This window comes from Gluconobacter sp., from assembly GCF_047722525.1.
Lineage (GTDB): Bacteria > Pseudomonadota > Alphaproteobacteria > Acetobacterales > Acetobacteraceae > Gluconobacter.
In genome coordinates, this window is the sequence record NZ_JBDNYY010000002.1 from 201409 (window position 1) to 213664 (window position 12256).

General features: G+C 58.6%; 7 protein-coding genes. All 7 read left to right on the top strand.

Features of this window, described 5'->3' with window-relative positions; all coding sequences use genetic code 11:
- The first annotated feature begins 7 nt into the window (after positions 1–7).
- The 7 genes from rpoB (at position 8) to rplC (ending at position 12246) form a co-directional block, all read left to right on the top strand.
- Positions 8–4180, top strand: coding sequence for a DNA-directed RNA polymerase subunit beta (rpoB, locus tag ABF859_RS02960; protein ID WP_415526187.1), 4173 nt, complete (start codon positions 8–10; stop codon positions 4178–4180).
- 80 nt (positions 4181–4260) lie between these two features.
- On the top strand, positions 4261–8580 hold the full coding sequence (gene rpoC, locus ABF859_RS02965; RefSeq protein ID WP_415526000.1) for a DNA-directed RNA polymerase subunit beta': 4320 nt from the start codon (positions 4261–4263) through the stop codon (positions 8578–8580).
- Between the two features lie 377 nt (positions 8581–8957).
- Positions 8958–9329, top strand: coding sequence for a 30S ribosomal protein S12 (rpsL, locus tag ABF859_RS02970; protein ID WP_011251969.1), 372 nt, complete (start codon positions 8958–8960; stop codon positions 9327–9329).
- A 12-nt stretch (positions 9330–9341) separates the two neighbouring features.
- Positions 9342–9818, top strand: a complete 477-nt coding sequence (rpsG, locus tag ABF859_RS02975; protein WP_011251968.1) for a 30S ribosomal protein S7 — start codon at positions 9342–9344, stop codon at positions 9816–9818.
- Between the two features lie 115 nt (positions 9819–9933).
- On the top strand, positions 9934–11124 hold the full coding sequence (gene tuf / locus ABF859_RS02980) for an elongation factor Tu (protein WP_415526002.1): 1191 nt from the start codon (positions 9934–9936) through the stop codon (positions 11122–11124).
- A gap of 119 nt (positions 11125–11243) precedes the next feature.
- The gene (gene rpsJ, locus ABF859_RS02985; RefSeq protein ID WP_007282720.1) at positions 11244–11552 is read left to right on the top strand and encodes a 30S ribosomal protein S10; all 309 of its coding nucleotides are present in this window, start codon (positions 11244–11246) and stop codon (positions 11550–11552) included.
- Between the two features lie 10 nt (positions 11553–11562).
- Complete coding sequence (gene rplC, locus ABF859_RS02990; RefSeq protein WP_041110841.1) at positions 11563–12246, top strand: 50S ribosomal protein L3; 684 nt, start codon at positions 11563–11565, stop codon at positions 12244–12246.
- The last annotated feature ends 10 nt before the right edge of the window (positions 12247–12256 follow it).

Genomic DNA, 12256 nt, shown 5'->3' on the forward strand with positions numbered 1-12256 from the left:
AGAAGAGATGAACGCGATCACCAAATCGTTCACGGGACGCAAAAGGATCCGCAAAAGTTTCGGGCGTATTCCCGAAATTGCGCCGATGCCCAATTTGATCGACGTGCAGCGCGCCTCCTATGAGGCATTCCTGCAGATGAACGTGAGCCCTGACAGCCGGCAGAATGCCGGTCTTCAGGAAGTCTTTCGTTCGGTTTTTCCGATCAATGATTTTGCGGGTCGCGGCCGTCTGGACTTCATGTCCTACGAATTCGAAGATCCGAAGTATGATGTTGAAGAATGCATTCAGCGTGGTCTGACCTATGCAGCGCCGCTGAAGGTCATTCTTCGTCTGACGACATGGGACATTGACGAGGACACGGGCTCCCGCTCGATCCACGACATGAAGGAACAGCCGGTTTACATGGGCGACATGCCGCTCATGACCGATAACGGCACCTTCATCATTAATGGTACCGAGCGTGTTATCGTCTCGCAGATGCATCGTAGCCCGGGCGTGTTCTTCGATCACGACAAGGGCAAGACGCATTCCTCGGGCAAGTACCTGTTCGCCGCCCGCGTCATTCCGTATCGTGGTTCATGGCTCGATTTCGAATTCGATGCCAAGGATCTGATCTATGTCCGCATCGACCGCAAGCGCAAGCTGCCGGTCACGACGCTTCTGTATGCGCTTGAGGGTGCGAACTACCTCGCGCAGCGGGAGCAGAAAATTGCGGACGGCGGTGATGTCGAGGGTCTCGAAATCCGCGGTATGGATCAGGACGAAATCCTGTCCTACTTCTATGAGGCCGTGCCGTTCACCCGTCTGGGTGGCGAATGGGCGCGTCCGTTCGATCCGGATGCGTTCCGTGGTCTGAAGCTGCTCAGCCCGCTCGTTGACGCCGATACTGGTGAAGTGGTTGCCGAGGCCGACGCCAAGCTGACCGCGCGTATGGTCCGCAAGATCGCGGAAAAGACCCGCGTCGTGCAGGTCGGTCGCCTCGATATTCTCGGCCGCTTCCTCGCTTATGATCTCGTGAACGAAAATACCGGCGAGATCTACGGTGAGGCAGGCGAAGAACTGACGGAAGACCGTCTGGCCGCGCTTGAGGAAATGGGAATCACGGAGCTTCCGCTGCTGTCCGTTGACGGTTCGCATGGTCCCTGGATCCGCAATACGCTGGCTGCCGATAAGAATAGCTGCCGTGACGAAGCCCTGATCGATATCTATCGCATCATGCGCCCGGGCGAGCCGCCGACCAAGGAAACGGCGGAAGCCATGTTCCATGGCCTGTTCTTCGACCAGGGCCGCTACGATCTTTCCGCGGTTGGTCGTGTGAAGATGAACATGCGTCTTGATGTTGATGCACCGGATACCCTGCGCGTCCTGCGCAAGGAAGACATCCTGCGCACGATCAAGATCATGTGTGAACTCAAGGACGGTCGCGGCCAGATCGACGATATCGACAATCTCGGTAACCGTCGTGTCCGTTCTGTCGGCGAACTGATGGAAAACCAGTATCGCGTTGGTCTGCTGCGTATGGAGCGTGCCATCCGCGAGCGTATGGGATCCGTCGATATTGATACGGTCATGCCGCATGACCTGATCAACGCGAAGCCTGCTGCCGCTGCTGTGCGTGAGTTCTTCGGCTCCTCTCAGCTCAGCCAGTTCATGGACCAGACGAACCCGCTGTCTGAAGTGACGCACAAGCGTCGTCTTTCGGCGCTTGGCCCGGGCGGTCTGACCCGTGAGCGTGCAGGCTTCGAAGTCCGTGACGTTCATCCGACGCATTACGGTCGTATCTGCCCGATCGAGACGCCGGAAGGCCCGAACATCGGTCTGATCAACTCGCTGTCGACCTACGCCAAGGTGAACAAGTACGGCTTCATCGAGACGCCGTATCGTCTGGTGGAAGAGGGCGTTCTTCAGGATGGCTGGAAATATCTTTCCGCCATGGAAGAAGAGAAGCTCGTCGTTGCCCAGGCCGATGCCAAGCAGGATGATCAGGGCCGTCTGACGGATGAACTCGTCTCCGTTCGCCGTTCGGGTGACTTCCGCGTGGTGCCGCCGGAGCAGGTTACAGCCTGTGACGTTTCGCCAAAGCAGCTTGTCTCTGTTGCTGCTGCGCTCATTCCGTTCCTTGAGAACGATGATGCCAACCGCGCACTGATGGGCGCGAACATGCAGCGTCAGGCTGTGCCGCTGGTGAAGGCTGACGCCCCGCTGGTCGGTACCGGCATGGAAGCTGCCGTTGCGCATGACTCTGGTGCGACTATCGTTGCCAAGCGCCGTGGCGTCATCGACCAGATTGATGGTGCGCGTATCGTAGTGCGTGCGACGGACGAAGCTGGTGCCACGCAGGGTGTGGATATCTATCGTCTGCGCAAGTACATGCGCTCTAACCAGTCCACCTGCATCAACCAGCGTCCGTTGGTGAAGGTTGGTGATACGGTTCATGCAGGCGACATCATCGCCGACGGTCCGTCCACCGAGCTTGGTGAACTGGCTCTGGGTCGTAACGTGCTCGTCGCGTTCATGCCTTGGAACGGTTACAACTTCGAAGATTCCATCCTGATCTCCGAGCGTATTGCCCGTGATGATGTCTTCACTTCGATCCATATCGAAGAGTTCGAAGTCATGGCCCGCGACACGAAGCTGGGTCAGGAAGAAATCACGCGCGACATTCCGAATGTCGGTGAGGAAGCCCTGCGCAACCTCGACGAAGCCGGTATCGTCTATGTTGGCGCCGAGGTGAACCCGGGCGACATTCTGGTTGGCAAGGTGACGCCGAAGGGTGAAAGCCCGATGACGCCGGAAGAGAAGCTTCTGCGCGCCATCTTCGGTGAAAAGGCCTCCGATGTCCGTGACACGTCCCTGAAGCTGCCGCCTGGGACGACGGGTACGATTGTCGACGTTCGCGTCTTCTCCCGCCGTGGCGTGGACAAGGACGAGCGTGCGATGGCCATCGAGCGCGCCGAAATCGAGCGTCTCACCAAGGACCGTGACGACGAGCGTGGCATTCAGGAGCGCAGTTTCTACAACCGTCTGCGTGAGCGTCTGGTTGGTCAGGTCGCAGGAGCGGGCTTCAAGGGCATCCGTTCCGGTACGCCGATCACGGAAGAGGTTCTGGACGAGCATCATCGCGCAACCTGGGCCAGCATCACGGTCACGTCCGACGACGTCATGGCGGAGCTCGAAAAGCTGCGTGGTGAGTTCAAGGAAGCGACCCGCCGCATCGATGCGCGTTTCGACAGCAAGGTCGAGAAGCTGCAGCGCGGTGACGAGCTGCCGCCTGGCGTCATGAAGATGGTCAAGGTCTTCGTTGCCGTGAAGCGCAAGCTTCAGCCGGGTGACAAGATGGCCGGTCGTCACGGTAACAAGGGTGTCGTCTCCCGCGTGGTTCCTGTCGAGGACATGCCGTTCCTTGAGAATGGTCAGGCCGTCGACATCGTGCTGAACCCGCTGGGTGTGCCGTCGCGCATGAACATCGGTCAGATCCTTGAAACCCATCTGGGCTGGGCCTGTGCCAATATTGGCGCAAGCATCGGCGACATGGTGGACGAGTATCAGCGGACCGGTGAGCGCAAGCAGGAACTGCTGGATCGCCTGCACGAAGTCTATGGCGATGTCATCTTCAACGAAGATGTGGCGACCCTGCCGAACGAGCAGTTGATCGAGCTTGCGAACAACCTTCGCAAGGGTCTGCCGATCGCAACGCCAGTGTTCGACGGTGCCTCCATCCCGGACATCGAAGAGATGCTCGAGAAGGCCGGCGTCAACAAGTCGGGCCAGTCGCAGCTGATCGATGGTCGTACGGGTGAGCCGTTCGAACGTCAGACGACGGTTGGCTACATCTACATGCTGAAGCTGCATCACCTTGTCGATGACAAGATCCATGCCCGTTCGATCGGTCCTTACTCGCTCGTTACGCAGCAGCCGCTGGGTGGTAAGGCGCAGTTCGGTGGTCAGCGCTTTGGTGAAATGGAAGTGTGGGCCCTTGAAGCATATGGTGCAGCTTACACGCTGCAGGAAATGCTGACGGTGAAGTCGGATGACGTGTCCGGCCGTACCAAGGTCTACGAGGCAATCGTTCGCGAGCAGGACGATTTCGAAGCCGGCATTCCGGAGAGCTTCAACGTTCTGATCAAGGAACTGAAGTCGCTTGGCCTGAACGTCGAACTCGAGCAGAGCGGGGTTTAATTGCCCGCTTCCTCCTTTTCGTCACGGTTCATTTTTAAGGTGTCCGCGGGACGCCGCGGTACACATTGGGGTTTCGGCGCATGAACGAACTCATGAAGATCCTGGGTCAGACCGGCCAGTCGGTGACCTTCGACCAGATCAAGATCCAGCTCGCTTCCAGTGAGCAGGTACGGTCGTGGTCTTACGGCGAAATCAAGAAGCCGGAGACCATCAACTACCGGACGTTCAAGCCTGAGCGTGACGGCCTGTTCTGTGCTCGTATCTTTGGCCCGATCAAGGATTATGAGTGCCTTTGCGGCAAGTACAAGCGGATGAAGTTCCGCGGTATTGTCTGCGAAAAGTGCGGTGTGGAAGTCACGCTGGCCAAGGTGCGTCGTGAGCGCATGGGCCATATCGAGCTGGCTTCCCCGGTCGCACATATCTGGTTCCTGAAGTCCCTGCCGAGCCGCATCGCCACGATGCTGGATCTGCCGCTCAAGGACGTCGAGCCGGTCCTGTATTTCGAGAAATTCCTGGTGCTCGACAAGGGCGTCTGTGAATCCGACCAGATCGATTCCTACAAGAACGGCAAGAAGCGCGACCAGTACCTGCTGGACGAAATCCGCTGCGAAGACCTGCTGGATGAATATCCGGATGCGGGCATCGATGTCGGAATCGGTGCGGAAGCCATCAAGCGCGCGCTCTCCAGCTATGACTGGGGTATTCCGAACGACCAGGAACGTGACCTGAGCCTCGCGGCGAAGGAAAAGGGCCTGCCGGATCCGTTCGACTATGACGCTGACGTCATGGAAGGCGATTCCGAAAAGACCATGATGCGCAAGAAGCTGCGCAAGGCCACTTCGGAAGCCGCGCGCAAGAAGCTCGTCAAGCGTCTGAAGCTGGTCGAAGCCTTCGTGGAAAGCGGATCACGTCCGGACTGGATGATCATGGACATCGTTCCGGTCATTCCGCCGGAACTGCGTCCGCTGGTGCCGCTGGATGGTGGCCGTTTTGCGACGTCCGACCTGAACGACCTGTATCGCCGCGTCATCAACCGTAACAACCGTCTGAAGCGGCTGATCGAGCTGCGTGCGCCGGACATCATTGTCCGCAACGAAAAGCGCATGCTGCAGGAGGCTGTTGACGCCCTGTTCGATAATGGCCGTCGTGGCCGCGCCATCACGGGTGCCAACAAGCGCCCGCTGAAGTCGCTGTCCGACATGCTGAAGGGCAAGCAGGGACGGTTCCGTCAGAACCTGCTCGGAAAGCGCGTCGACTACTCTGGCCGTTCGGTCATCGTGGTCGGTCCGGAACTGAAGCTGCATCAGTGCGGTCTTCCGAAGAAGATGGCGCTCGAGCTGTTCAAGCCGTTTATCTACTCGAAGCTCGAGAAGTACGGTCACGCCACCACCATCAAGGCTGCAAAGCGCATGGTGGAGAAGGAGCGTCCGGAAGTCTGGGACATCCTCGAAGAGGTAATCCGCGAGCATCCGGTCATGCTGAACCGTGCTCCGACGCTTCACCGTCTTGGTATCCAGGCCTTCGAGCCGACGCTGATCGAAGGCAAGGCGATCCAGCTTCATCCGCTGGTCTGCACCGCGTTCAACGCCGACTTCGATGGTGACCAGATGGCCGTTCACGTGCCGCTGTCGCTTGAAGCCCAGCTTGAAGCCCGCGTGCTGATGATGTCTACGAACAACATCCTCAGCCCCGCGAACGGCAAGCCGATCATCGTGCCGTCGCAGGATATCGTTCTGGGTCTGTATTACCTGAGCCTTGAAGTTCCGGAATACCGCGAGACGCCGGACGAAGCTGTCATCAAGGATGGCAAGGTCGTCAAGGCCGCCCCGCCGGCCTACTCGGATGTTGCTGAAATCGAGAGCGCCATGCTTTCGGGTTCCCTGAAGCTGCATGACAAGATCCGTCTGCGCCTGGCGACGATCGATGCCGATGGCAAGTCTGTACGTCAGACGATCCTGACGACGCCGGGTCGTGCCCTGATCGCGCAGATTCTGCCGAAGCATCAGGCCATTCCGTTCAGCCTGATCAACAAGCAGCTGACGAAGAAGAATGTGTCCGACGTGATCGACACAGTCTATCGTCACTGTGGTCAGAAGGAAGCCGTGATCTTCTGTGACCGCCTGATGGGGCTTGGTTTCCGTCACGCTGCCCGCGCCGGTATTTCCTTCGGCAAGGATGACATGATCATTCCGGAAGCCAAGGCAACGCTGGTTGGCAAGACATCGGAAGAGGTCAAGGAATTTGAGCAGCAGTATCAGGACGGTCTGATCACGGCTGGGGAGCGCTACAACAAGGTGGTTGATGCCTGGTCACGCTGCACGGACGAAGTCCAGGCTGCGATGCTTAAGGAAATCTCCAAACAGGTCATTGGAAAGCCGACGAACTCGGTCTGGATGATGAGCCACTCTGGCGCCCGTGGGTCGCCGGCCCAGATGAAGCAGCTCGCTGGTATGCGTGGTCTGATGGTGAAGCCTTCGGGCGAGATCATCGAGCAGCCGATCATCGCGAACTTCAAGGAAGGCCTGTCGGTTCTCGATTACTTCACGTCCAGCCATGGTGCCCGTAAGGGTCTTGCCGATACGGCGCTGAAGACCGCGAACTCGGGTTACCTGACGCGTCGTCTCGTCGACGTGGCGCAGGACTGCATCATTGTCGAGCCGGATTGCGGTACGGAGCGCGGCCTTACAGTACGTGCGGTCATGGATAGTGGCGAAGTCGTTGCCTCCCTGTCCGAGCGTATTCTGGGTCGTACCCTGTCCAAGGATGTGATCCATCCGGTAACGCAGGATGTCATTCTGCCGCGCAACACGCTGATCGAGGAAGCCGAGGCCGAACTCATCGAGAAGGCTGGAGTGGAAAGCGTTGATATCCGCTCCGTTCTGACCTGTGACAGTCGCGTCGGTATCTGTGGTCACTGCTATGGCCGTGATCTGGCACGTGGTACGCCGGTCAATATCGGTGAGGCTGTCGGTGTTATCGCTGCCCAGTCCATCGGTGAGCCTGGCACCCAGCTGACGATGCGTACCTTCCATATTGGTGGTGCGGCAACGCGTGGTGCCGAGCAGTCCATGGTCGAAGCGTCCCGCGACGGTATCGTGACGATCAAGAACCGCAACGTCGTTGAGAACTCGCAGAAGGTTCTGGTGGTGATGTCGCGTAACTGCGAGATCCTGCTGACCGACGAGAACGGTGTGGAGCGTGCCCGCTACCGTGTGCCTTACGGTGCACGTTTGATGGTCTCGGAAGGCGAAGCGGTAACGCGGACCCAGAAGATGGCCGAGTGGGACCCGTATACCCTGCCGATCATCACCGAGCAGGCTGGTACCGTCGAGTATCTCGACCTGATCGACAGCATCACGCTCGTTGAGCGCATGGATGAAGTCACGGGTCTGAGCTCGAAGGTCGTCGTTGACTACAAGCAGGCAGCCAAAGGTGTGGATCTGCGTCCGCGCCTGCAGCTCAAGGATGCTTCCGGCAACGTCGTCAAGCTCGCCAATGGCAATGATGCCCGCTACTTCCTCTCTCCTGACAGTATTCTGTCGGTGGAGAACGGAGCAGAGGTCAATGCCGGTGACGTGCTGGCCCGTATTCCTCGTGAGGGGTCCAAGACGCGTGATATTACGGGTGGTCTGCCGCGTGTGGCAGAGCTGTTCGAGGCACGTCGTCCGAAGGATCATGCGATCATCGCCGAAGGCGAGGGCCGCATCGAGTTCGGGAAGGATTACAAGTCCAAGCGCTGTGTCATCGTTAAGAATGACGACACGGGCGAAGAAACCCAGTACCTCATTCCGAAGGGCAAGCATGTTTCCGTTCAGGAAGGCGATTTCGTCCAGAAGGGCGATCCGCTGGTCGACGGTCCGCGCGTGCCCCATGACATTCTCAAGGTCATGGGTGTCGAGGCTCTGTCCGACTATCTCGTCAACGAGATCCAGGACGTCTATCGACTGCAGGGCGTGAAGATCAATGACAAGCATATCGAAGTCATTGTTCGTCAGATGTTGCAGAAGGTGGAAATCCTTGAGCCAGGTGATTCGACCTACCTGATCGGGGAAACGGTGGACCGGATCGAGTACGAGGGTGAAAACCAGCGTCTGCTCGAGAACGGGGATACGCCTGCGCGGGCAATGCCGGTCCTGCAGGGCATCACCAAGGCGTCCCTCCAGACGCAGTCCTTCATCTCGGCGGCCTCCTTCCAGGAGACCACACGTGTCCTCACGGATGCGGCGACGTCGGGCAAGGTGGATACCCTCAACGGCCTGAAGGAGAACGTGATTGTCGGGCGTCTGATCCCGGCAGGAACGGGCAGTGTGATGAACCGTCTGCGGGGCATCGCTGCCAGCCAGGACCGTCAGCGCGTCGGCGGAACGTCTCCGAAAGCAGTCGAAGACGCAGCAGAATGAGAACGGGATCCCTGCTTTTTAATAAAGCGGGGATTCTGTCCGCCCGATTCCGGAAAGTTTCTTTGCAGAATCGGGCCATTTCGGCTGAACCACTTGACTTGGCGTCGAACCCTTCGTAGGTTCCGCGCCCTCGGCTACTGCCTTCCCGGAAGGCTGAAAAAGCCGACGAAGTTTAAAGAATCGCATGCGGTGCCGCTATTCTCTCACAAGGGAAAATGCCAAGGCCGCACGCTGGAGAGAGAAGGGAACAGTTCAGGCTGTTTCCTTTTCACGATGTGGAAATGGCAGGCGGTCCGACCGCATGTCGGTTGGAACAAATGTCACGACAGAAACAGCAATGTTGCTGTCTGAAATAGGACAAGGATTGGGAAGGGCGCATGCCGACCATCAACCAGTTGATCGCGAACGGCCGTGAGCCGGCCGCAAAGCGGAACAAGGTCCCCGCACTGCAGGGCTGCCCGCAGAAGCGCGGCGTTTGCACGCGTGTGTATACCGTAACGCCGAAGAAGCCGAACTCCGCTCTGCGTAAGGTCGCCAAGGTGCGTCTGACCAACGGGTATGAGGTCGTGAGCTACATTCCGGGTGAAGGTCACAACCTTCAGGAGCACAGTGTTGTTCTTATCCGTGGTGGCCGCGTGAAGGATCTTCCTGGCGTCCGTTATCACATCCTACGCGGTGTGCTTGATACACAGGGTCTCGCCAAGCGTCGTCAGCGTCGTTCGCTGTACGGCGCGAAGCGTCCGAAGTAAGAGGTATTTGGAATGAGTCGCCGTCACCGCGCTGTAAAGCGCGAGATCCTTCCCGATCCGAAGTTCGGAGACGTCGTCATTACGCGCTTCATGAATGCGCTGATGTATGATGGTAAGAAATCCACTGCCGAAGGCATCGTTTACGGTGCCCTCGAAGTCATGCGCCGCCGCGGCGGCACGACTGCAGATCCGGTGGCCATGTTCCACTCGGCTCTGGACAACGTGAAGCCTGCGGTTGAAGTCCGCTCGCGTCGCGTCGGTGGCGCAACCTATCAGGTTCCGGTTGAAGTCCGCGCCGAGCGCCGTCAGGCTCTCGCGATCCGCTGGCTGATCGATGCCTCCCGCAAGCGTGGCGAGAACACGATGCAGGAGCGTCTGTCCAACGAACTGATGGATGCAGTCAACAACCGTGGCTCCGCTGTCAAGAAGCGCGAAGACACGCACCGCATGGCTGAAGCCAACAAGGCATTCAGCCACTATCGCTGGTAATCAGAACCGGTTAAAGGGCTTCCAGCGGTGCCACGATCTTCGGATTTGGCACTGACTGGTTTGAACTTTCAGTCTTACTCCCGTTCCAGGTGGAGCGGGGTTTTGGAGAAAGACGATGGCAAAGGCTAAATTCGAGCGGACGAAGCCGCACTGCAACATCGGCACCATCGGTCACGTCGATCACGGCAAGACCTCGCTGACTGCTGCAATCACCAAGACGCTGGCAAAGACCGGCGGCGCCACCTACAGCGCGTACGACCAGATCGACAAGGCTCCGGAAGAGCGCGCTCGTGGCATCACCATTTCCACGGCTCACGTTGAGTACGAGACGGCTGACCGTCACTATGCTCACGTCGACTGCCCGGGCCATGCTGACTACGTGAAGAACATGATCACGGGTGCAGCTCAGATGGACGGCGCGATCCTCGTCGTGTCCGCTGCTGACGGTCCGATGCCGCAGACCCGCGAGCACATCCTGCTTGCCCGTCAGGTCGGCGTGCCGGCACTGGTCGTGTTCCTGAACAAGGTTGATCAGGTTGATGATCCGGAGCTGCTCGAACTCGTGGAAATGGAAGTTCGCGAACTTCTGTCTTCCTACCAGTTCCCGGGCGACGATATCCCCATCATCAAGGGTTCCGCTCTGGTTACCCTCGAGGACGGTGATCCGGCCATCGGTGAAGACCGCGTTCTCGAACTGATGACCGCTGTCGATGCCTATATCCCGCAGCCGGAGCGTCCGGTTGATCGTCCGTTCCTGATGCCGATTGAAGACGTGTTCTCGATCTCGGGTCGTGGTACGGTTGTCACGGGTCGTGTCGAGCGCGGTGTGGTCAACGTCGGTGACGAAGTTGAAATCGTCGGCCTGAAGGACACCATCAAGACGACCGTTACGGGCGTTGAGATGTTCCGCAAGCTGCTCGATCGTGGTGAAGCCGGTGATAACATCGGTGCGCTGGTTCGTGGCACGAAGCGTGAAGACGTCGAGCGTGGCCAGGTTCTGGCAAAGCCCGGCTCCATCACGCCGCACAAGAACTTCAAGGCTGAGGCTTATATCCTCACGAAGGAAGAGGGTGGCCGTCACACGCCGTTCTTCACGAACTACCGCCCGCAGTTCTATTTCCGTACGACCGACGTCACGGGCGTCGTGACGCTGCCGGAAGGCACGGAAATGGTCATGCCGGGTGACAACGTTGCCATGGATGTGGAGCTGATCGCTCCGATCGCCATGGACGAAGGCCTGCGCTTCGCTATCCGCGAAGGTGGCCGTACCGTGGGTGCCGGTGTGGTTTCTTCCATCACCGCCTAAGTCCTGCGTTTAGCTGTTGGCTTTGACAGCCCCGGTCAGATTTTTTCTGACCGGGGTTCCCTTTCAGGGGCAATGGCAGTAGGACGACACCCGAATTGTTGAGTTGGACGAACAAGAACATGGACAACCAGAACATCCGCATTCGCCTTAAGGCGTACGATCATCGCGTGCTGGACAACAGCACCAAGGAGATCGTAAACACGGCGAAGCGTACGGGTGCGCGGGTTCGGGGTCCGATCCCGCTGCCGACGCATATCGAACGGTTCACGGTGAACCGCTCGCCACACGTGGATAAGAAAAGCCGCGAACAGTTCGAAATTCGGACTCATCGCCGGCTGCTCGACATCGTCGAGCCGACCCCGCAGACCGTGGACGCCCTCATGAAGCTCGACCTCGCCGCTGGCGTGGACGTCGAGATCAAACTCTAAGGTCCAGACGATGCGAACCGGATTGATTGCAAAGAAGCTGGGAATGACCCGGCTGTTTAAGGAAGATGGCACGCATGTGCCTGTGACGGTCCTTCACCTTGACAATGTCGAGGTTGTGGATGCCCGCACGAACGAGCGCGATGGCTACACCGCCATTCAGCTCGGACTTGGTAATGCCAAGGTGAAGAATGTCACCAAGGCGAACCGTGGTCATTTTGCCCGGACCAAGGTCGAGCCAAAGAAGCATCTAGCAGAGTTCCGCGTCTCCGAAGACGCCCTGCTGGAAGCTGGAACAAAGCTGTCCGCTGCTCACTTCGTTGTGGGGCAGAAAGTTGACGTCACGGGCCAGAGCAAGGGCAAGGGTTTTGCGGGTGTTATGAAGCGTCATAACTTCGCAGGTCTCGAAGCGTCCCACGGCGTCTCCATCAGCCACCGTTCCCATGGTTCTACGGGCCAGCGCCAGGATCCTGGCAAGGTCTTCAAGGGAAAGAAGATGGCAGGTCACATGGGTGACGAGCGTGTTACCACGCTGAACCTTGAGATCGCTGCCGTGGATGAAGAGCGCAACCTGATCATGGTCAGGGGTGCAATTCCTGGTGCGAAGAACGGCCTTGTGCTGATTCGCGATGCAATCAAGAAGGCTCGCCATGCTGATGCGCCGTATCCGGCAGCAACAGTGGCGGCCGCCGGTTGAGGACGAGGGG

Coding starts and splice junctions, on each gene's coding strand:
- rpoB (WP_415526187.1), top strand. CDS start 8: ATGAACGCGATCACCAAATCGTTCACGGGACGCAAAAGGATCCGCAAA.
- rpoC (WP_415526000.1), top strand. CDS start 4,261: ATGAACGAACTCATGAAGATCCTGGGTCAGACCGGCCAGTCGGTGACC.
- rpsL (WP_011251969.1), top strand. CDS start 8,958: ATGCCGACCATCAACCAGTTGATCGCGAACGGCCGTGAGCCGGCCGCA.
- rpsG (WP_011251968.1), top strand. CDS start 9,342: ATGAGTCGCCGTCACCGCGCTGTAAAGCGCGAGATCCTTCCCGATCCG.
- tuf (WP_415526002.1), top strand. CDS start 9,934: ATGGCAAAGGCTAAATTCGAGCGGACGAAGCCGCACTGCAACATCGGC.
- rpsJ (WP_007282720.1), top strand. CDS start 11,244: ATGGACAACCAGAACATCCGCATTCGCCTTAAGGCGTACGATCATCGC.
- rplC (WP_041110841.1), top strand. CDS start 11,563: ATGCGAACCGGATTGATTGCAAAGAAGCTGGGAATGACCCGGCTGTTT.